Below are 21042 nucleotides of genomic sequence, written 5' to 3'. Positions count from 1 at the left end.
GCCGCGTTTGTGTCCCGGAACCAACTCTGCGCCGTGTCGCTGGTTCTGACAAGACAATTCGGCCGCAAGATCGGCGGCCGGGCACGAACGTGTCGCGAACCTTGGTGTCTCGGGCACAGGAATCCGGACGCCTCCCGCTCCTAGCGTGAATTCATCGCCACCACCCCATCCCGGCCGAAGACCCGGCGGGAGACGGCAATTCCCCACACCAGCCCCTGAGGAGACCTCATCGTGACAACACTCGCCTACCTGCCCTGGCTGCGGCCGCGGGCCTTCGACGAGCTGCCCTGCGTGCGCGACGAACGATGCGCACTGACCTACGCCGAGTTCTCGCAGTGGGTGGACGCAGTGGCCGAGCAGCTCGCCGACCACCGCGTAGTCCCCGGCTCGACCGTCGCCATCATGCTCCCGAACCGGGTCGAGCTGCTCGTCGCGATGGTCGCGGCATGGCGGCTCGGCGCTGCGGTGACACCGATCAACCCCGTGTTCACCGCCACCGAGGCCACCTACCAGATCAACGACGCCGACGCCGTGGTCGTCGTCAACGCCGGACCTGAAGCACCCGACGCCGGGCGCCCGAGTATCGCGGTGAGGGACCTGCGGTGGGTACCCCTTGGCCTCTGTCCGCTGCCGGAACCGGCCACGACCGCCGACGAGATCGCGCTACTCGTCTACACCAGCGGATCGACCGGCCGGCCGAAGGGCGTCATGCTCAGCCACGGGAACGTCGGGTCGATGGCATCGATGATGTCCGAGCACCTGGGTATCACCCGAGACGACCACTGCGTGCTCGTCCTGCCGCTGTTCCATGTCAACGCGATCTGCGTCGGCTTCGTCACGCCGATCTCGGTGGGCGGACAGCTCACCCTCCAGGAGCGATTCCGCCCGCTGGAGTTCCTGGCTGCGGTGAAAACCCTTCGCCCGACTTATTTTTCGGCTGTGCCGACGATCTACGCGCACCTCGTCTCGCAGCCCGCAAATGTCGTCGCCGACACCTCCTCGATCCGATTCGCGATCTGCGGTGCGGCGCCCGCGTCAAGGGAATTGCTCGCCGCGACCGAGAAGCGATTCGGATTCGGGCTCGTGGAGGGGTACGGGCTCACCGAGAGCACCTGCGCGTGCACCGCCAATCCGGTCGACGGGCCACGCAAACTCGGCACCGTCGGAGTACCACTGCCCGGGCAACGCGTCGCGATCATGGGCGACGACGGCACCGTCCTGCCACCCGGCGAGCGCGGTGAGGTTGTCGTCAAGGGCCCCAACGTGATGCAGGGCTACCTGAATCGTCCGGAGGCCACCGCGGACGCGCTCGGCGACGGCTGGCTGCACACCGGCGACGTCGGCGTGCTCGACGAGGACGGCTACCTGACCCTGGTCGATCGGATCAAGGACATGATCATCCGGGGCGGCGAGAACATCTATCCCAAGGAGATCGAATCCGTCCTGCACAGCCACCCGCATGTGCTGGAGGCCGCGGTCGTGGGCGCCGGCGACGCCCTCTACGGCGAGGTTCCCGTCGCCTACGTCTCGACCTATCCCGACGTCGCGCTCGACGCCGATGATCTGCGCACGCTGTGCCGCACCCACCTCACCAAGATCAAGGTCCCGGTCGCGATTCACATCCTGGACGACCTCCCCAAGAACCCGATCGGGAAGGTGGACAAACGTGCCCTGCGCACGCTGACGCCCGCCGGCCGCTCGGTTCCCACCACCCCCTCCACTACACGCCAAGGAGCGTGACGTCATGGGATTCCTCACACAGACATCCCCTCAGGTCGACCCGTCGACCTTCCTTCGACAGCCGTTCTTCGACCGCATGCGAACTTTGGCGACTCACTGGGTCGACAACGGGTTCGGCACACCCCGCATCGTGCACGTCATCTACCTGGCCAAGCTGGCGCTGCTGTACATCGTCGGCGGCGTGGCAGTCGCGACGCTCACCTCGGACGTCGGCTCGCCGTTCGACATCGCTTCCTGGTGGAACGAACCCATCGTCTACCAGAAGCTGGTGTTGTGGACCGTCCTGCTCGAGGTCTGCGGACTGGCAGGCAGTTGGGGTCCGCTGGCCGGGCACTTCAAGCCGATGACCGGCGGGATCACCTACTGGTTGCGCCCCGGCACCATACGCCTCGCGCCGTGGCCGACGAAGGTCCCCTTCACCGGCGGCGACCGTCGCACGACCGGCGACGTCCTGCTCTACCTGGCGTTGCTGATCAGCCTCGTGGTCGCGCTCGCCCTGCCCGGGGTGGCCAGCCATGGCCTCAGCGAGGCCGTCCCGGACAGCACCGGCGGCCTGCTGCGGGCCGGATCTCTGGTGCCGATCATGGCGCTGCTCGTGATCATCGGGCTGCGCGACAAGGTCGTCTTCCTCGCCGCGCGGGCCGAGCAGTACCTTCCGGTCCTGCTGTTCTCGGCGACTCTCGGCTTCGTCGACATGATCATCGCCTTCAAGCTGGTGATCCTCGTCGCCTGGATGGGCGCCGGGTTCTCGAAGATCGGCGAGCACTTCATCAACGTGATCCCGCCGATGGTCTCCAATGCGCCGTTCAACCCGGTCCGCAGACTCAAGCGCGAGCACTACCGCGAGTACCCCGCGGACCTGCGGCCCTCACGCCTCGCCTGGTTCATGGCGCACGTGGCAGGCACCACCGTCGAGATCGCGATCCCGCTGGTCCTGTTGTTCTCCACCAACCCCACGATCACCGTGATCGCGGCAATCGCGATGGTGGCGTTCCACCTGTTCATCATCTCGACCTTCCCATTGGCGGTGCCGCTGGAATGGAACGTCCTGTTCGCGTTCGCCGCGGTGTTTCTCTTCGTGGGGTACCCGGCAGGCGACGGGTTCAGCGTGTTCGACTTCTCCCAGCCCTGGATGCTGCCCGTGATCGTGGCCGGACTGCTGTTCTTCCCGGTGCTGGGAAACCTTCGTCCGGACCTGGTCTCCTTCCTGCCATCGATGCGTCAGTACGCCGGCAACTGGGCGTCGGCGATCTGGGTCTTCGCGCCCGGGTGCGAGGCGCGACTCAACGAGCTCGACAATCCAGCCCGCAACCAGGTCGACCAGCTGCAGGCGATGGGCTACGAGCCCGATGCCGCCGAGATCACCATGCAGATGACGCTTGCCTGGCGATCCATGCACAGCCAGGGGCGAGGACTGAACTCGCTGCTGATCCGGCACGTCGACGATCTCGACACCCGCACCGTGCGGGAGGCGGAGTTCGTGTGCAACACGTTGGTCGGCTGGAACTTCGGGGACGGGCACCTGCACGACGAGGGGCTGATCAGAGCGGTCCAGAGCCGCCTGAACTTCGCCCCCGGCGAACTGCAGGTGATGTACGTCGAGTCCCAGCCCGTCCAGTCCAAGACCCAGTCCTACCGGGTCATCGACGCGGCACTCGGGGTGGTCGAACGTGGGACCTGGCGGGTGTCGGATGCCGTCAGCGAGCAGCCGTGGCTGCCCGATGGTCCGATCCCGCTCACCGTCGAATGGACCAGGCCGGGATACGTTCCTGGCGCGCTGAGCGCGAAGGGTGAGCGGCGATGACGAACGCAATCATCGTCGGCAGCGGACCGAACGGCCTCGCCGCCGCCGTGACCCTGGCCGAGGCCGGCATCGACGTCACCGTTGTCGAGGCCGCCGACACGATCGGCGGCGGCACCCGCACCAGCGAACTGACCGTGCCGGGCGTACTGCACGACCACTGCTCGGCGGTCCACCCGATGGGCGTGGCGTCCCCGTTCTTCCGGTCCCTCGACCTCGAATCGCACGGGCTCCAGTGGCTCCACCCCGAGGTCGCCGTCGCGCACCCGTTGGAATCCGGTGCGGCGGGGGTCCTGCACCGGTCGATCGAGGACACCGCGACAGGCCTCGGCCGCGACGGCGCGGCCTGGGCTCGCTACTTCGGTCCTCGCGCGGCGAACTTCGACGTCCTCGCGGGCGAGCTGTTCCGGCCGATACTGCACGCGCCGCGGCACCCGTTGGCGCTCGCCCGGTTCGGGCTCGACGCCGCGACCCCCGCGACGTGGACCGCGCGGCGCTGGCGCACCCCAGAGGCCAGGGCCCTGTTCGGCGGGATCGCGGCGCATGCCCTTCAACCCTTGTCGCGGCCGACCACCTCCGCAGTGGCACTGATGATGATCGCCGCCGGGCACCGATACGGGTGGCCGGTAGCCAAGGGCGGTTCGCGCGCCGTCACCGACGCGCTCGCATCGCTGCTCCTCGCGAACGGCGGCAGCATCGAGACCGGTAGGTTCGTCCGGTCGCTGTCGGAGCTGCCCGCCGCCGACATCGTGATGCTCGACCTCTCGCCCACCGCCGTGGCCCACATCGCCGGGGATCGATTGCCGCCCAGGGTCGCCCGCGCCTACCGGCGATGGCGTTACGGCCCATCGGCGTTCAAGGTCGACCTGGCAGTCGAAGGCGGGGTCCCGTGGATCAACGAGGACTCCCGCCGGGCCGGGACCGTGCACGTCGGCGGCGCCTTCGGCGAGATCGCCGCCGCCGAACGGGCGGTCGCGGCGGGCGTGATGCCCGAGCGCCCGTTCGTTCTCGTCGGTCAGCAGTACCTGGCCGACCCGTCCCGCTCCGCGGGTGACGTACACCCAGTATGGGCGTACGCCCATGTCCCGCACGGCTATCCGGTCGACGCGACCGAAATCGTGATCGACCGGATCGAACAGTTCGCGCCCGGCCTGCGCGATCGGATCGTCGGCAGACACGCGCGCTCGGCGTCCGCGATGGCCGCCTACAACCCGAACTACGTGGGCGGCGACATCCTCACCGGCTCCAACGACCCACTGCAGGTCGCGATGCGGCCGCGTATCGCGCTCGACCCCTACAAGACAGGCATCCCCGGCGTCTACATCTGCTCCGCCGCCACCCCGCCCGGGGCGGGCGTGCACGGCATGGGCGGATACAACGCCGCCACCTCCGCGCTGAACGCGCTCACCCGAGACGACACGAAGGACTACATCTCATGACCACCAAGAAGGCTGTGACCACTACGAAGAACGGGGAAGCCGGCGCCGACGAACTCGCCGCGCCGCTCGACCTCCTGCTGGCCGAGTCGGCGCTGGGCCTGACCCGACGGATGCTGCCCAACCGCTCGTGGCTTCGCCTGGCCACCAGCCTCGCCTCCGCACCCCATTTCGTGGCCGGTCGCGGACGCGGGCTCACCGTGGAGCTGGCCAAAATCGCGCGCGGCCGCTCGGCGCGGCAACCCGCCAAGTCCGACAAGCGGTTCGCCGACCCGGCGTGGTCCGGCAACCCGCTGTTGCGGAGGATCATGCAGTCCTACCTCGCGACTTCCGAGACCGCAAACCAGTTGCTCGGCGACGCCGATCTGAACTGGCGCGACCGCGAACGCATGCAGTTCGTCGTCGACAACCTCGTCGAGGCGGCGGCACCGACCAACAACCCGCTGCTCAACCCACTCGGCTACAAGGCGATCATCGACACCGGCGGCGCGAGCGCGGTGCGCGGCGCCGGCCACCTGATCCGCGACCTCACCACCATGCCGCGGGTGCCGGCAATGGTCGAACCCGACGCGTTCACCGTCGGCGGGACCGTCGCCGCGACACCGGGATCGGTGATCTTTCAGTCGCGCGTGCTCGAGCTGATCCAGTACACCCCGCGGACCGAGAAGGTCTGCACGACGCCGGTGCTGATCGTGCCGCCTGTGATCAACAAGTTCTACGCAGTGGACATGTCTCCCGGACGCAGCCTCACCGAGTACTTCCTCGACCAGGGCCAGCAGGTGTTCACCATCTCCTGGAGGAACCCGCAAACCCGCCACCGCACATGGGGTTTCGACACCTACGGTAAGGCCATTGTCGACGCTTTGGACGCGGTCGAGAAGATCACCGGAAGCGATCGGACCCACCTGTTCGCCACCTGCTCGGGCGGGATGCTTGCCGCAATGGTGGCGGCGCATCTGGCGGACACCGGCGAGGGCGACCGGGTGGCGAGTCTGGCGCTGGCGGTGACGGTACTCGACCAGAGTCGCGCCGGGTTCGCGTCTGCCGCGCTGGACGAGTACACCGCCAAGGAGGCCGTCCGCGTCTCGGCGGCGCGGGGATACCTCGACGGCCGGTCGCTCGCGGAGGTCTTCGCCTGGCTGCGCCCGACCGATCTGGTGTGGCGGTACGTGGTGAACAACTACATCCAGGGCAAGACGCCGCCCCCGTTCGATGTGCTGTTCTGGAACGCGGACACCACCCGGATGACCGCCGCCCTGCACCGCGACATGGTGCAGACGGGCCTGACCAACGCACTCGCCGAGCCCGGCGCCGCGACCATGCTCGGCACCGCGGTCGACCTGTCGAAGGTCACCGCGGACTCCTACGTGGTGGCCGGCGTGGCCGACCACATCAGTCCCTGGCAGGCCTGCTACCGCAGTGCCAGACTCCTCGGCGGCGGCGTCGACTTCGTGCTGTCCACCAGCGGCCACATCGCCTCGCTGGTGAACCCGCCCGGCAACCCCCGCGCGTCGTTCCGCGTCGGCGCCCCCGATTCGGAGAGCCCGGACGAGTGGGCTGCGGCAGCCGGGAAGCACCCGGACTCCTGGTGGCGGCACTACACCTCCTGGCTCGCCGACCGGAGTGGGCCGCAGAAGGCCGCGCCGTCGGCGCTCGGCGGCGACGACCTGCCGCCATTGATGCCCGCACCCGGCTCGTACGTCCGCGAACGCTGAACCTCCACAAACACTCTCGAAGGGAAGCTCGTCATGACCACCAGCATCGAACGCCCCACGGACCTGATCGATCTCGCCGGAACGGAACTCGGCACCACCGACTGGTACCCGATCACCCAGGAACAGGTGAACGAGTTCGCGGACGCCACCGGCGACCGCCAGTGGATCCACACGGACCCGGCCCGCGCCGCCACCGGGCCGTTCCGGGGCACCATCGCGCACGGGTACCTCACCCTCGCCCTCGCCTCCCGGGCGATCGCCGAGCTGCTGGCGATCGAGAACCTCCAGGCGGCCGTGAACTACGGGTTGAACAAGGTCCGCTTTCCCGCGCCGGTCCCAGTGGGCTCGAAGGTCCGGGCGAGCGCGCGGGTCGTCTCGGCGCAGCAACGCGACGCCGGGGTCGAGGCCGTGCTCGGGGTGGTGTTCGAGGTCAACGGCTCGCCCAGGCCGGCCTGCGTCGCCGAGTGCGTCGTGATCTACCGATGACGGCGGACACGGGTGACTTCCGACGGATCGTGACCGTGTGCGGGCAGCCACTACGGGTTGACGTGCGGGCGGGAACGGGGACTCCCCTGGTGATGTGCAATGGGATCGGCGCATCACTCGAGGTGCTCGATCCGCTGGTCGACCACCTCAGCCCCGACCGCACCGTCATCCGATTCGACGCCCCCGGGTCAGGCGGTTCGCCGACCGGCGCACTGCCACAGGGGTTTCCCCGCCTCGCATGCACTCTCGGTCGCCTGCTCGACACACTCGAGCACGATCGCGTCGACGTATTCGGCTACTCGTGGGGCGGCGGTTTGGCCCAGCAGTTCGCCCTACAGAATCCGCGCCGATGCCGCCGCGTGGTGCTGGCGGCGACAGGAACCGGCGTGCTGATGGTTCCGGCGCGGCTCGAGGTGCTGGCGAAGATGATGACACCACGCCGGTTCACCGACCCCGACCATCTGGCCATGGTCGCCGACACGATCTACGGAGGCACCGCGAGGCACGGCGGCGCGGATCTGGTGGAGACACTGGGCTACCAGCGCACGGGCGGGTCGATGCGCGGTTACCTGCACCAACTCGCGGCCGGTGCCGTCTGGACGAGCCTGTTCACGCTGCCCCTGATCCGGCAGCCCACCCTCCTCATCGCCGGGACCGACGACCCGATCATCCCGGTCGTCAACGCCCGGATCATGCGTCGACTGCTCCCGAACTCCACCCTCGAACTCCACGCCGGCGGGCACGTCGACCTGCTCACCCGTGCCGACGTGTTCGGGCCCCTGATCGAGCGATTTCTCGATTCCCAGCGGCCCGGACGGGGATATTCTGGGAGGGCGACGAGCGAGAGGTGAGCCGACGTGGCGGAGACCGATCCGCTGGCGACGCAGCGCGGTCCGGCGCCGCGGATCGCGACTGAGCTGCGGGCCGCGGGATTCGAGAACGCCGAGGAGATCGGACGCGGCGGATTCGGCGTCGTCTACCGATGCCTGCAACGGTCCCTCGACCGGACGGTGGCGATCAAGGTGCTGACTTCCGATCCGGATCCCGAGAGCCTCGATAGATTCCTGCGCGAGGAGCGGGCGATGGGGCGCCTCTCCGGGCACCCGAACATCGTGAAGATCTACCAGGTGGGGGCGACCGGATCGGGACGCCCGTACCTGGTGATGGAGTACCACCCACACGATTCGCTGGAGTCCCGGATCCGACGCAGCGGCCCACTCTCCTGGGGCGAGGCCCTGCACCTCGGCATCAAGATGGCCGGCGCACTCGAGACCGCGCACCGGGCCGGCGCGCTGCACCGCGACGTCAAGCCCGCGAACATCCTGCTCACCGACTACGGGGAGCCGCAGCTGACCGACTTCGGTATCTCCCGACTCTCGGGTGGCTTCGAGACCACCTCCGGCGACATCGCCGGATCCCCTGCCTTCACCGCTCCGGAGGTACTGGAGGGGCGGGCACCGACCCCCGCATCGGACGTTTACGGGCTCGGGGCAACTCTGTTCTGCGCCCTCACCGGGCACGCCGCGTTCGAACGCCGCAGCGGGGAAAAGCTGATCGCCCAGTTCGTCCGGATCACCCGCGAACCGGTTCCGGTGCTGCACGGGGCGGACATACCGCCGGACGTGTCCGCGGCCGTCGAGAAGGCGATGGCGCGCGATCCCACCGAGCGGCCCGCGACGGCCCTCGAAATGGGTGAGCTGTTTCGTGCGGTGCAGGCCCGCCACGAACTGGTCGTCGACGAGTTGCCACTGCCCGCGGACCTCGCCGCCGGCCTCCCGGGCGCCGAAACCAACGGAGGCCGTGTTGCGTCGGCGGCTCGGCACAGCGGAATTCGCATGGTCTCGATCGACACGCCGCCGGCACCGGCGACCCGGTTCCGGCCACCGACCTCCTCTCGTCCGCTGGTTCCCCGGACCCGCCTGATCGACATGTTGCGCGGCGGTGAGCGCCGGAGGTTGGTAGCGATCCACGCACCCGCCGGGTTCGGCAAGAGCGCCCTCGCCGCTCAATGGCGTGAAGTACTGACCCACGAGGGAGTTACCGTCGCCTGGCTCGCCGTCGACGAGGACGACACCAACGTGGTGTGGTTCCTCGCGCACCTGATCGAGGCGGTTCGGCGGGTGCGCCCGACCCTCGCCGATGAACTACAGCAGACGCTCGAGCAGCACGCCGATCGTGCCGAACGGTACGTACTGTCCTCGCTGATAGACGATTTCCACGACACCGGCGAGCGTCTCGCGATCGTCATCGACGACTGGCACCGCGCGGCCGGACCCGAAACCGTTGCGGCCCTGACCTACCTGCTGGACAACGCCTGTCATCACCTACAGGTCATCGTGACCAGCCGCACCCAGACCGGGTTGCCGCTCAGCCGCATGCGGGTACACGACGAATTGATCGAAATAGACGCCACCGCCCTGCGATTCGATCTCGACGAATCGATGTCCTTTCTGACCGACGTCGGCGGGCTGGCGCTCGATTCCGACGAGGTCAGCGAGCTGACGCGGTCGACCGATGGATGGGCGGCCGCGCTACAGCTGATGTCACTGTCCTTGCGCGGGGCTGCGAACCCCGCCGAGATGATCGGCAGGCTGGCAGGCCGCCAGCATGTGCTGGGAGAGTTCCTGGCCGAAAACGTACTCGACGCACTGGAGCCGGAGATCCTCGACTTCCTGCTTGCCACGTGTCTCACCGAGCGGGTGTGCGGCGACCTCGCCGCGGATCTTGCCGACATCCCCCGAGGGCAGGCGATGCTCGAAACGCTCGAGGAGCGCGACCTGTTCCTGAGCAGAACCGAGGACGATTTCTGGTTCCGCTACCACCGACTGTTCGCGGACCACCTACGCCGTCGTCTCGAACGCGACCAGCCCGCCCGTGTCAGGTCACTGCACCGCACAGCGTCATCGTGGTTCGCCGATCACGGTCTGCTCGGCGAGGCCGTCCACCATGGCCTGGCCGCAGGCGACATACGGCGCGCAGTGGAGCTCGTCGAGCGGGACGGAACCGTCCTGCTCGAACACTCGCAGATGGCGACCCTGCTCGCCCTGATCGACAAGCTCCCCGCCGACGTCGTGGATACCCGGCCGCGACTGCTACTCGCGCAGGCCTGGGCGAACGTCCTCCTGCAGCGCGGCTCCGCCGGGCTGTCCGCGCTCGATCGGGCATGCGCCGCGCTCGACCAGTGCGCCGAACCCGATCAGGCGATCGCCGATCTGCAGCTCGAAGCCGATGTGGTGCGCGCCGTCCTCATGGTCTTCGCCGACCAGGTCAGCGGGGTCGACGAACTCGTCGCGCCCAGCCTGTCCAGGCCGGACACCCTGCGCCCCTGGGTCGTCTCTGTCGCGGCCAATGTGGCCTCCTTTCTCGCCCTCCACCGCTTCGACTTCGACGCCGCACGCCGGCTCCAACACTGGGCCGGCACCTACCACCATCGAACAGGGGGCCCGTTCAGCGTGATGTACGGGCATTGTTGCCTTGGCTTGGTCTCGGACGCGCAGCTCGACCTCGATCAGGCCGAAGACAGTTTCCTGACGGCTCGTCGCCTCGCGGTGGAGGCGGGTGGGACCCACTCACACGCCGCACGCCTGGGGGGCGCGTTGCTCGGGCAGTTGCTTTACGAGCGGGGCCGGATCGAGGAGGCTGAGAGGTTGCTGGACGAGAGCAGTGAGCTCGGTTCGGGTGGCGGGGTGGTCGAGTTCATGATCTCCCAATACGCCATCGGGGCCCGGATCAAGGCCCTCCGAGGCGACCGCGCCGCGGCGGCGCTACGTCTGGGCGACGGGACGGCCGCGGCCGAATCGCTCTCGCTCCCAAGACTGTTGGCGCGGATGGACAACGAGCGGGTGGTGTGGGATTTCCCGGTGCGGCCCGGCTATCGGCCCGTGCAGCGGCCGCGGCGGGTCCGCTCGACCGATGGCCCGGAGGCGATCACCGCCCAACTCGAGGACGACACCGCGATCCGGCTGATGCTCGCCTCCGGGGAGCCGGACTCGATCGAATCGGCGTGTGGGTGGGCCGAGGAATGGGTTCAGGTACTCGCGGGAGGTGCCCGTAAGCGCGCGGCCCTGCAATCCGCCCGGCTCCTCGTAGCCTGCCTGGCCACGGCTGGACGGACCGACCAGGCCAAGTCGATACTCGCAGGAGCGGCGTCAGTGTGCGCCGATCACGGGATGATCCGCTTCCTTCCAGACGGCGGCCCCCAGCTGCAGTCTGTTCTACGGGCACTCCTCGAGGACCAGCGTGCCGGCCGGTGGCCATCGGGCCAGCCGCCTGTACCGTCCGAATTCCTCACTGCGGCTGCCGACATGATGAGCTGAACCGGGGACCTCCCCGATGGTCCATGACGGACGGGCTGCGCCTGCTCACACCGTCGTGATGAATCCGCCATCGATCGTCATGTCGGCGCCGGTGATGTTCGCCGCCCGGTCCGAGGCCAGGAAAAGCGCCAGGTCAGCGACCTCGTCGGGGGTTGTGAACCGCCCGGTGGGTGTGCCGGACACCGCGCCGTCCGCGACGTCCTGCGGACTGGCCCCGCTGGCCTTTGCGATCACCTCGGCGACACCTCCCTCGCCCAGCCACAGATCCGTCAGCACTGGGCCAGGGCTGATCGAGTTCGCACGAATACCCTTCGGGCCGAGCTCCTTCGACAGAGCCTTGGTGAGGTTCGTTACCGCAGCCTTGACCGCGCAGTAGTCGACAACGCCGGGGTCCGGGTAGAACGCGTTGACCGAGCCGATCGTGACGATCGCCCCGCCACCGCGACGGACCATCTCCGGGATCGCCGCCCGCGTGGTGCGCACCGCGGCCATCACCCCGAGCGACCACGAGGCATTCCAGTCTTCGTCGGTGACCGTGACGAACCCACCCGGCCGCGGGGTGACCCCGCCCGCGTTGTTGACCAGGATGTCGACGCCCCCCAGCCGCGCGGCGGCCTCGACCAGCGCGACAGGGCCATCGCTCGTCGACAGGTCCGCGGGCACGAACGTCGCCCGTCCATCGGACTCGAGTTCCTCGAGCCGTGTGCTGCGGGTGCGTGATCCCGCGACTATGTGTGCCCCCGCCTCGGCGAGGCGGTCGGTGATCGCGAGACCGATGCCCTTGCTCGCGCCGGTGACCACCGCGATCTTCCCGTCGAGATGCAGATCCATCGTCACCCTCCAAAAGGGGCGGAACCGATACCCGTCCTGCGGGGCGCACTCCCCCGCACAGCACCGCAATCCCAGACCCGGACCGTCACAAACGACATCCGGCTGAAGTGAGGATATCCAGCAGACGGGTCCGCAGGTACCGGAACGCGGTGCATCGGGCTCCCTCCCATCGAATCCTCACCCCACGCACAGGGGTGGTTGTCGGGGTGGGGTCGTACGGTGCGTAGTGGAGGTGGATGCCGTGATCGTCGCCGTTTCTTTCAGTCGCGTCCCTCGCCCGATATATGCGAGACGATCGGTGTAGGGCTGTGACCACACGCCGTGGGCTGACGGCGGAGCGGGAGGTCGCGCGGTTCGAGGAGAGTGGGTGGACTCGGGTTCTTGGGTTGCGGACGCTCCTGCCGAACGATCCACATCGATTCCTCAGTAAGCAGGGGCGACGGTGGTGGGGCAGGGTTGAAACGCTGGGGGGCGAACTTGAGAAGTGGGTGGCGGACAAGCGATTCGCCGACGATGTCGAGGTCGGGCTGCTGTTCGTGCCCTCGGTGCGGGTGCTGGATACCCGACAGCCGGTGGAGGCGGGCATTCGGCGGCAGCAGCATCCCGACCTGACCGGGGATGTCTTCGATGGCCGTTTGGACGCCGGCGTCGACGCGGTTCAGGAAGATGCGGCTGGGGCGTTCTTCGTCACGTGTGTTGGTCGGTATGGCGTGTCGGCGGGTAGCTATCAGCAGATCCGGGGAGCCGAAGCGGTGAATTTCGACGTCGCTGGTAATGACGTTCGTGCAGGCATGACCCGTCAGTTGTGGGGTGCGCGCGTGCTTCAGGCCGGTAACGCGTTCCTTCCGGATTCTGAGCACAATGATCGGTGGACCTTCACTTTGTTTGCCGGTGAGGAGCTGATCGATGGATTGGCTCAGTCGGGGACCGTGCTGAAGTCGCGGGTGCGGTTCCGGCTCGGCAAGTCGGACCGCGGTATCGGATCGGCCCGCGTCGCACCGGCGCTCTTCGCCGGACATCTCTGACCGGCCCCTCCCCACATTGGACGGTCCATCGTCTTGACCATTCCACGAAGATGTTCAACACTTCGGTATGACCACGGACGACGAGGGGCGTCACATCGAGTTCGTTGTCGAACGCCTCACCAAGAAACACCCCGAACTCTCAGCATCGACAGTGCTCGACACGGTAGCCCACGCCCACAGGCACTTCGATGGCCGCCGGGTGCGGGACTTCGTCCCGCTACTCGTCGAACGCAACGCGGAAGCCGAATTGAGCCACGCCGAGGGCATGCGGGAGGTCCCGATCGGCGCCGTCGGCGGACGCCATCGAGTCGACTGAGAGGCCCGCGGCCGGCTATTCGTCGGTCGCCCGAGCGTTCGACTCGTCCGCCATGAATTGCGCGTACCAGTCGGGCCAGTCCGTGTCGTATCGACCGAGTTGTTCCTCGTACTTGCCGTGTGCGGCGGCCGCACGGCGCATCGCCCCGGCCAGCTCGACGGCGGAGGCGTAGGCCACCGGCCCCGGCGTGACGCGGCCAGGCGCGCGCGTGGTGACCTCCTGCACGAACCAGCTGTTGCCGTCGGGGTCGGCGAAGGACAGCCACGACCCGTAGCTCTGGCGGTTCGGGTCCGGGCCGGTGACCCGCGCGGTCGCCCCGGCGTGGTGGAACACCCCGCCGGCGTCGTGGAAGACGTCGCTGACCGGCGCCCCGCGGCTCGCCAGCTCGGGCCTGGCCGCCTCGATGTCGGTCACCACGAGGTGCAGGCCGTCCGCCGAGCCTGGCGCGGCCGAAGTGACTCCGGTGCCGAAGATGACCGAGCACGCCGAACCGGGCGGTGTCAGCTGCACCACCCGGAAGTCCGGGCCGGTGGCGACGTCCGCATCCTCCCGCCACCCGAGTGCCTGATAGAAGTCCTTGGCCCGGTCCACATCGGAGACTGGCAACACCACAATCTCTAGCTTCGTGTCCACGGCCTCGGTTCCTCCCGTTGATGCCGGTCACCAGCGTCGATGCCACTGAGGTGGGCACCCCATCCACACTTCCACCACGAATCGCCGAAAGTCCATATCCCGTAGCTATGCAAAGGAGATGGCGGCCGAACCGTGCACACGGACGGTCCGGGAACGCCCCCGCGCTGGGCGGATGCGCATTACGCTCGAAGCATCGCCGCCAATATCCGGCGGGCCCCGTCATGACAGGACGCGCCGCATGGCTGTTCTGCTCGAGACCGAATACCTACCGAAGCGTGTCCGCGCGGAGGCGGTGCCCACGCACCCAGATTCCGGAGCCATCGACAATCCTTGCCGCGCAAAACGTTTCCCTGCGCATACTCGGTTCAATTCACCATCCGAGAGGAGACATCTCGTCATGTCCACCATCCGGACCGTCCAGGTAGACCATCCCAACGCCGAACTGCGCCTCACCACCCGCGAGATACCCGACCCCGGTCCGGGTCAGGTGCGGGTCACCGTCGAGGCCTGCGGCATCTGCCACTCCGACGACGCGTTCGTCACCAATGCCCTTCCCGGCGTGACGTTCCCAGTGACGCCCGGCCACGAGATCGCCGGCCGCATCGACGCGGTCGGCGACGCCGTCGCCCGCTGGCGTCCCGGGGATCGGGTGGCCGTCGGCTGGTTCGGCGGCGCGTGCCTGTACTGCGATCCGTGCCGCGACGGCGACTTCATGCACTGCGAGAACCTTCAGATACCCGGCTGGCACTACCCAGGTGGCTATGCCGACGCCGTGGTCGTACCCGCCACGGCGATCGCCCGCATCCCCGACGAGTTCACCGCCGCGGATGCCGGGCCGATGGCCTGCGCAGGCGTGACCACGTACAACTCGCTGCGCCGGAGCTCGGCCCGCCCCGGTGACCTGGTCGCGATCCTCGGCCTCGGCGGCCTCGGGCACCTCGGTGTCCAGTTCGCGGCGAAGATGGGTTTCGACACCGTCGCGATCGCCCGCGGCCCGGACAAGGAACCGCTGGCCACCCAGTTGGGTGCGCGGCACTACATCGACTCCACGACACAGGACGTCGCCGCCGAACTACGCCGTCTGGGCGGCGCTCGGGTCGTCCAGGCGACCGCCGCGAACTCGGCGGCCATGGCCGCCACCATCGACGGCCTCTCGGCGGACGGCGAACTGATCGTCATCGGCGCCGTCCCGGATCCGATACCGGTCAGCCCGTTACAACTGATCTTCCAGTCCCGTTCGGTGCACGGGCATCCGGCCGGCACCGCGCGCGATGTCGAACGGACGCTCGACTTCGCGGCTCTCACAGGCATCCGCCCCATGATCGAGGAGGTGCCGCTGACCGAGGCTCCGGCCGCCTACCGCCACGCACTCAGCGGCAAAGCTCGATTCCGTGTGGTCCTGACCACCGGACTCTGATCGACATCCGTGCCCAACACGGTCCGCAACTCTGAGTGCGCTGACTACCCCATCGGCGGCGTGCTCGGATAGGACGGCGTTCTGCATATACGCCTCGCGCCGCTCCTGGAGATTCTCGTCTGCTGCTCGCGTAGCTGTCGCTGCTCCTGGCGCCGATCCTGCCGCTCGCGGCTGTCGTTCACGTCGCCGGTCGGTCGGTGAGGGCGCAGCCCGATCGCTGCTACGTCGGGGCAGGACCCCCAGCAGGTAGCGGGACGTTCTGGAGCCGCAATTGTCCTCTGGCGAGATCTTTTCCGCTGGTTTCGTCGGTAATCGTGACCAGCCACAGCTGCTGGGTTCTCCACAGTCCGCGCCCACGACTTCACGACCCGCAAAGATCCTGGCCCCCTTGGTTTCCCGAGCCGATCTCATCGCGGCACGCAGGCAACCACAACTCCGACCCACAGCGCGCAACACAGCACCGCCGCGGAAACCACAGCGACCGCGCGGGGGCTCGCGCTGACATCGTCGCGCCTACGCCGCGCCGTCACAAGGCTGACGACCACGACCACCAAGGCCGCGCAAGCCGAGAATGCGAACGGCAATGCCGACAGCCCCCAGCCACGGCCCGCCACTCCGTGCACGACGACCACCGCCGTGACGGCGGTGGCGGACAACGCAGTTCGGCGCCAGGCGAGCGCCGTTCGTTCCGCCTGCAGGCCACCGTCTCTCGACGCTTGCGCACTCACGAGAACACAACCGCCGCACCCGCCAACGCCGCGACGGCGAATGTCCCCGCGGCCAGGACCCGGATGAGGCCGAAATCCGGCAGGGGCGCATCACGCCGCATCGCCCTCTGGACCTTGCGCCAGTGCGAGAACGCACCGCCCGCAAGGGCAATGGAGAGACCGATACAGCTCAGGGCGAGGGCGACGCGCGCGCCCGGGTTATGGAACGCGACGGCGAGCTGATCGACGGCCACACCGCCGGCGAGCAGCCCCAGCGACGTGCGTATCCACGCCAGGAACGTCCGTTCGTTGGCAAGCGTGAATCGGTAGTCGGGTTCACGCTCCTCGGCACCCGCTTCTTCCTGCGACACCGGACCTCCTTCTGACTACTCCCCCGGCAAGGGGCCTCTACCTGGGCCTTCACCAGGTATCGGGAATCCCGCCCTGCCGGTCCGCGGAGGCGGACAAGGGGGTTGACAATGACGTTTTCAACTCTGAGTATGTCATTTGCACTCGGAGCTTCCGAGTGAGAGGCATCACAGAAACTTGGAGGAGGACCCATGACGGAACGCGTGGAATCGGTTCGCTCAGGCGCCCTGTTCGATCAGGTGGGCGAGGCATGGCGTCAGTTCGGGCGCACCATCGTCTTCGACGATCCGGATACCGATACGCCCCTGCTGCGGGCAGAAGGTCTTCGCTTCGCCACCCGGTACCTGGCGGCCGGCGCCCTCCTGAGCATGGAACTGGCCGATCCGGCCTATCCGGAGTTCGGCCGCTGGGCCGACACCACCTGCAGCTGGGGCATCGACAACCCCGATGTGATCTACACCCTCGCCGCGGTCAGCGGCGACCGCACCTACCGGATCCACGGCGACCGGGGAACTGCCCACTACTTCGATGTCCAGGTCCACTCGCCACACTTCTGCGAGGCTCCCGATTACCGGATCAACTCCAATATCGACAGTCGCACCCTGACGGCCGGAAGTGACGGGGCGTTCGAATTGCTCCTCGGTCCCGAGCGGCCGGCCGGCTACACCGGAAACTGGTTGACGATCGACGCCGATGCGGGCTCGCTGTGCGTTCGACAGGTCTTCAGTGACTGGGCGACCGAGCGCCCGGCCAACCTGGTGATCGAGTGCGTGGACGCCGTCTACCCGCCGCCCGCCCCGCTGTCGGAGGCCGATGTCGCGGCGCGTGCCGAGCGGCTCGTTCGCTGGCTGGACAAGGCCGGATCCTACTGGGACAACATGTGCAAGCTGTCTCTCACCGCTCCCGCCAACTCCCTGGAATTCACTCCGCTCAGCGAGAGTGCGTGGGGTGGCTTCCAGAATCAGGCATACGGCATGGGCAGTTTCCGGTGTGCCCCCGATGAAGCGGTGATTCTGGAGTTCACTCCTCCGCAGTGCCACTACTGGAGCTTCGGTACCGGGAACTGGTACTGGGAGACCGTCAACTGGTTCTCTCGCCAGTCCTCGCTCAATCATGCCCAGGCCCGCCTCGATGCGGACGGCGTCTTCCGCGCGGTCATCTCCCACCAGGATCCGGGCGTGCCGAACTGGCTGGACACCGGCGGGCACACCCACGGCACCATCAACGGCCGCCTGCTGCTGACCGACAGCGTTCCGAATCCGACCATGCGGCTCGTGCCCCTCGAGGACGTCCGGAAGTACCTGCCCTCGGAAACGCCGACCGTGACCCCCACCGAGCGCACGGAGCAGATTCGACTCCGTCGCCGGTCCGCACATCTACGCAACAGCCACTAGTACCGACTGCCTCCGGGATCCTCCCAAACCGACGACCTGCGCGAACCTACACGCCCCTGACAGATCGGGTGGTCGGGTCCGCTTTACTGGATCGAGATCAACATGACTGAGACCACGACCAACCGACCTCCCCCACAACCCGATGACGACCCGCCGATCAGTCGGCGGCAGCGCTGGCGATACGGTGCCGCGCTCGCGCTCATCGTGCTGATATCTGAGCTCGCGCCGATGGAGATCACCCTGGTGTATCCGGCAATTCCACACATGACGCAGGATTTCCGCACCCTGCATCTCGGCTGGGTCCTGACGATGGTGAGCTTGGTCGCCGTGGTCACCTTGCCTCTGGTCGGCAAAACTCGCCGATACCTACGGCAAGAAGCGGGTGCTGCTGAGCCTTGCCGTGCTCTTCTCCATCGGCTCCCTGATCTGCGCGACCGCGGACTCGTTCCCGATGCTGCTGGCCGGCCGGGCTCTCCAGGGAACCGCAGGCGGAATGGTCGCGGTGTCCTACGCGCTGGTCCGCGACACGTTCCCGCGTCGCTGGGTCCCGGTCGCACTCGGCACCGTGGCCGCCGGAATCGGCGTCAGCTCGCTCGCGTCGCCGTTCGTCGCGGGCTGGTTCATCGACAACCACGGCTGGCAATCGCTGTTCTGGTTCATGCTGGGCTACGCCGTACTGCTGATCCCGGCGGTGGCGGTACTCGTGCCCGAGTCTTCGCTGCGACTCCATCAGCGCCTGGACCTGCTCGGCGTCGCACTGCTCGGATCGGGGGTCGGGCTGATCCTGGTCGGTGTCAGTCAGGGACCCAAATGGGGCTGGGTCAGCAGCGGGACGCTCGGGACACTGATCGGCGGGGCCGGACTGCTCATCGCATTCGTCGCCTGGGAGCTACGCGTCGCCGCACCCGCCATCGACCTCCGGCTGCTGGCCGGCGGTGCGCTGCGTTCCACACTGGTGGCCTACCTGTTCATCGGGTTCATGATCGCCGGGTACGGGCTGCTCATGCCGCAGATGCTGCAGACCCCGGCCCAGGTCGGGATCACGTACGGCGTGGGGCTGACGGCGACAGCGCTCGCGTTGTGGACCTTTCCCACCGGATTGCTCACCATGGTCTGCGGACCGCTCGGCGGCGCCATCGCACGCAGAAGGGGTGCCCGGCTGACCCTCATCGGTGCCGTCTGCGCCATGATCACCGGCCTGGTCGCCGCCGCGGCGTTGCCCGAACATCGTTGGCAGATCATGGTGATCTCCGCGGTCTTCGGCATCGGAATGGGGCTGTACTACGCGTCCGGACCGAACCTGGTGATGGACGCCGTGCCTGCCGAGCAGAGTGCGGTGGGCGCGGCCATGCTCGGGGTGGTCGGCCAGCTCGGCAATGCGATCGCGGTGACGGTCCTCAGCGTCGTCATGGCACAGAACATCGCGAGCCAGAACCCCAAAACGGGACGAATCACCTACACGGACGCGGCATTCCAGCATTCCTTCATTCTCGCAGCGGTGGTCGGCCTCGCGGGCCTCGCCGTCGCGATAAAGATGCGACACGGCCGGGCTCCCGCCACAGGAGGTGCCGTAACGCACTGAGCAGCGTCGAGCGAACAAACCCGACCCGCAATTCGACACCGCTCCTCGGACCGATCGCTATAGCTATCCTCGACTTCGAGAACGGCAATCTCGCCACAACCATGAGGGACACAAGGTGACTTCCGCAGACCAAGAGGCTGTGAACCCCATCGCGACCGCCGCCGTCGATCGGCTGTTCGACCGGCAGCGCGACGAATACCTCACCGAAGCGCAACGCCTCATCCGCGCTTGCAGCAGCCTCATCGCCGAAACCGGTCAGGTGGATCCCCCCGTTGCCGCGATCCTCGAGCGCGCGGGCCTGGCAACCCGCGCGTTCTACCGGCTCTTCAACTCGAAGGAAGAGCTGATCATCGCCGTCCTGCAAGACGGCACCACCACGAAAACCAGCTACGTCATCGAACGAATGTCATCGGCGAGCACACCGCTCGAACGTATCGATGCATGGGTTCGAGCCGTCGTCGTCCCCTATACCCAGGATGTACTGCAGGGGTATCGAGCAATCCTGCTCCACACCTACCGGTGGGAGACGATGTTTCCCACCGAACTCGCAGCGATGCGCGAGCAACTCCTGCAGCCACTGGTTCACGCAATAGCCGACCTCCGCGGTGACGACGATCCGAAGAACGCTCACACCGCGGCCGAGATCATCTACGACGCGTTCTTCGGCGCCGCATGCCGTGCAGAGGCACAACGGCGGCTGGTCGATCCGGACGAGGTCACTGCCCTCACCCGGATGGCCACACTCATCGCCACGTCATTCAGCGCCACGGAGTGAACGACTAGTCACCTCGGGGAACCCTCGTCAGTTCGACCTGACGACGGAGCGATCGCAACACACAACTCTTCACCGCTTGGCCGCATCTGCGGCCAGGTCTCTTCGGCGACCGCTTTTGCATTGTCGAAGCCAAGAACTCCACCCAGATCGAGAAGGAACCCATGAATTCGAACTACTCCCGTGGGCGCCGTGGCGCCCACCGCGCCCGCGCAACGTGTCTCCGTGCCGGTGTCGGCGCCGCCACCCTGGCGATCGGCCTGATGTCCACCGGCGTGGCGCACGCCGACACCTTCGTCCCGCTGCCCGACGGGCAGAAGGCCGGACCGGGTGCGGTCGTCTCCCGCACCGGAGAGAGCGCCCTGATCTCCCCGTCGCTGGCCGCCAACGGCGCAGGCCGCACCGCCTGGGTCTCCGGCACCGTCACCGCCGACGTCACCGGCATCACCAAGGAAGGCGAAGCCGGCCCGTTCAACGCAGCCGCCAACACCCCCGGCACCAA

General features: G+C 67.8%; 17 protein-coding genes and 1 pseudogene. 14 read left to right on the top strand and 4 right to left on the bottom strand.

Going from position 1 to position 21042, the window contains the following annotated elements; translation table 11 throughout:
• Window positions 1–231: 231 nt before the first annotated feature.
• From C8K38_RS19995 to C8K38_RS19965, 7 genes are read left to right on the top strand one after another with little or no spacing between them, the layout of a single operon-like run.
• Window positions 232–1740, top strand: a complete 1509-nt coding sequence (locus tag C8K38_RS19995; RefSeq protein ID WP_179800646.1) for a class I adenylate-forming enzyme family protein — start codon at window positions 232–234, stop codon at window positions 1738–1740.
• 4 nt (window positions 1741–1744) lie between these two features.
• Window positions 1745–3544 carry a DUF3556 domain-containing protein gene (locus C8K38_RS19990; protein ID WP_097213173.1) on the top strand — a complete coding sequence of 600 codons (1800 nt, stop codon included), beginning with the start codon at window positions 1745–1747 and terminating at the stop codon, window positions 3542–3544.
• Entirely contained in the window at window positions 3541–4980 is a 1440-nt protein-coding gene (locus C8K38_RS19985) for a phytoene desaturase family protein (RefSeq protein WP_097213172.1), read from the top strand. Before C8K38_RS19990 ends, C8K38_RS19985 begins: the two co-directional genes overlap by 4 nt.
• Window positions 4977–6692 (top strand): PHA/PHB synthase family protein, encoded by a 1716-nt coding sequence (locus C8K38_RS19980; protein WP_097213171.1) that lies wholly within the window; start codon window positions 4977–4979, stop codon window positions 6690–6692. Before C8K38_RS19985 ends, C8K38_RS19980 begins: the two co-directional genes overlap by 4 nt.
• 33 nt (window positions 6693–6725) lie before the next feature.
• On the top strand, window positions 6726–7178 hold the full coding sequence (locus C8K38_RS19975; RefSeq protein WP_097213170.1) for a MaoC family dehydratase: 453 nt from the start codon (window positions 6726–6728) through the stop codon (window positions 7176–7178).
• Window positions 7175–8029, top strand: a complete 855-nt coding sequence (locus tag C8K38_RS19970) for an alpha/beta fold hydrolase (protein ID WP_097213169.1) — start codon at window positions 7175–7177, stop codon at window positions 8027–8029. The genes C8K38_RS19975 and C8K38_RS19970 overlap by 4 nt, the downstream gene beginning before the upstream one ends.
• Window positions 8030–8035: 6 nt before the next feature.
• Complete coding sequence (locus tag C8K38_RS19965) at window positions 8036–11494, top strand: serine/threonine-protein kinase (protein ID WP_097213168.1); 3459 nt, start codon at window positions 8036–8038, stop codon at window positions 11492–11494.
• 45 nt (window positions 11495–11539) lie between these two features.
• Here C8K38_RS19965 and C8K38_RS19960 read toward each other — a convergent pair whose 3' ends face one another.
• A complete protein-coding gene (locus tag C8K38_RS19960) occupies window positions 11540–12325 on the bottom strand; it encodes an SDR family NAD(P)-dependent oxidoreductase (protein ID WP_097213167.1) in 786 nt (261 codons plus the stop codon).
• A gap of 488 nt (window positions 12326–12813) precedes the next feature.
• Here C8K38_RS19960 and C8K38_RS19955 point away from each other — a divergent pair, with 488 nt between their 5' ends.
• Window positions 12814–13350, top strand: coding sequence for a hypothetical protein (locus C8K38_RS19955; RefSeq protein ID WP_097213166.1), 537 nt, complete (start codon window positions 12814–12816; stop codon window positions 13348–13350).
• Between the two features lie 67 nt (window positions 13351–13417).
• Complete coding sequence (locus C8K38_RS19950; protein WP_179800645.1) at window positions 13418–13666, top strand: three-helix bundle dimerization domain-containing protein; 249 nt, start codon at window positions 13418–13420, stop codon at window positions 13664–13666.
• Window positions 13667–13681: 15 nt separating this feature from the next.
• On the opposite strand, the gene C8K38_RS19945 is transcribed toward C8K38_RS19950, so the two are convergent.
• Complete coding sequence (locus C8K38_RS19945) at window positions 13682–14299, bottom strand: VOC family protein (protein WP_097213165.1); 618 nt, start codon at window positions 14297–14299, stop codon at window positions 13682–13684.
• A gap of 397 nt (window positions 14300–14696) precedes the next feature.
• On the opposite strand from C8K38_RS19945, the gene C8K38_RS19940 reads away from it, so the two are divergent.
• Window positions 14697–15716, top strand: coding sequence for an alcohol dehydrogenase catalytic domain-containing protein (locus C8K38_RS19940; RefSeq protein ID WP_097213164.1), 1020 nt, complete (start codon window positions 14697–14699; stop codon window positions 15714–15716).
• Window positions 15717–16123: 407 nt separating this feature from the next.
• Here the strand turns inward: C8K38_RS19940 and C8K38_RS28135 are convergent, their stop codons facing one another.
• The gene (locus C8K38_RS28135; RefSeq protein WP_108168843.1) at window positions 16124–16444 is read right to left on the bottom strand and encodes a DUF202 domain-containing protein; all 321 of its coding nucleotides are present in this window, start codon (window positions 16442–16444) and stop codon (window positions 16124–16126) included.
• Entirely contained in the window at window positions 16441–16794 is a 354-nt protein-coding gene (locus tag C8K38_RS19930) for a YidH family protein (RefSeq protein WP_097213163.1), read from the bottom strand. The genes C8K38_RS28135 and C8K38_RS19930 overlap by 4 nt, the downstream gene beginning before the upstream one ends.
• Before the next feature lie 189 nt (window positions 16795–16983).
• On the opposite strand from C8K38_RS19930, the gene C8K38_RS19925 reads away from it, so the two are divergent.
• The 4 genes and pseudogenes from C8K38_RS19925 to C8K38_RS19910 form a co-directional block, all read left to right on the top strand.
• On the top strand, window positions 16984–18186 hold the full coding sequence (locus C8K38_RS19925; protein WP_097213162.1) for a DUF1214 domain-containing protein: 1203 nt from the start codon (window positions 16984–16986) through the stop codon (window positions 18184–18186).
• 355 nt (window positions 18187–18541) lie between these two features.
• Window positions 18542–19768 (top strand): annotated as a pseudogene (locus tag C8K38_RS19920) (MFS transporter); the annotation flags it as partial.
• 115 nt (window positions 19769–19883) lie between these two features.
• Entirely contained in the window at window positions 19884–20543 is a 660-nt protein-coding gene (locus tag C8K38_RS19915) for a TetR/AcrR family transcriptional regulator (protein ID WP_097213160.1), read from the top strand.
• Between the two features lie 161 nt (window positions 20544–20704).
• Window positions 20705–21042: MspA family porin (locus C8K38_RS19910; protein WP_179800644.1), on the top strand; the 338-nt coding region annotated here is incomplete at its 3' end.

The sequence above is a fragment of the Rhodococcus sp. OK611 genome, from assembly GCF_003050885.1.
Taxonomy (GTDB): Bacteria; Actinomycetota; Actinomycetes; order Mycobacteriales; family Mycobacteriaceae; genus Rhodococcus_G; species Rhodococcus_G oryzae.
This window is presented reverse-complemented; position numbering and strand designations above follow the sequence as displayed.

Coding starts and splice junctions, on each gene's coding strand:
- C8K38_RS19990 (WP_097213173.1), top strand. CDS start 1,745: ATGGGATTCCTCACACAGACATCCCCTCAGGTCGACCCGTCGACCTTC.
- C8K38_RS19985 (WP_097213172.1), top strand. CDS start 3,541: ATGACGAACGCAATCATCGTCGGCAGCGGACCGAACGGCCTCGCCGCC.
- C8K38_RS19980 (WP_097213171.1), top strand. CDS start 4,977: ATGACCACCAAGAAGGCTGTGACCACTACGAAGAACGGGGAAGCCGGC.
- C8K38_RS19975 (WP_097213170.1), top strand. CDS start 6,726: ATGACCACCAGCATCGAACGCCCCACGGACCTGATCGATCTCGCCGGA.
- C8K38_RS19970 (WP_097213169.1), top strand. CDS start 7,175: ATGACGGCGGACACGGGTGACTTCCGACGGATCGTGACCGTGTGCGGG.
- C8K38_RS19960 (WP_097213167.1), bottom strand. CDS start 12,325: ATGGATCTGCATCTCGACGGGAAGATCGCGGTGGTCACCGGCGCGAGC.
- C8K38_RS19950 (WP_179800645.1), top strand. CDS start 13,418: ATGACCACGGACGACGAGGGGCGTCACATCGAGTTCGTTGTCGAACGC.
- C8K38_RS19940 (WP_097213164.1), top strand. CDS start 14,697: ATGTCCACCATCCGGACCGTCCAGGTAGACCATCCCAACGCCGAACTG.
- C8K38_RS19925 (WP_097213162.1), top strand. CDS start 16,984: ATGACGGAACGCGTGGAATCGGTTCGCTCAGGCGCCCTGTTCGATCAG.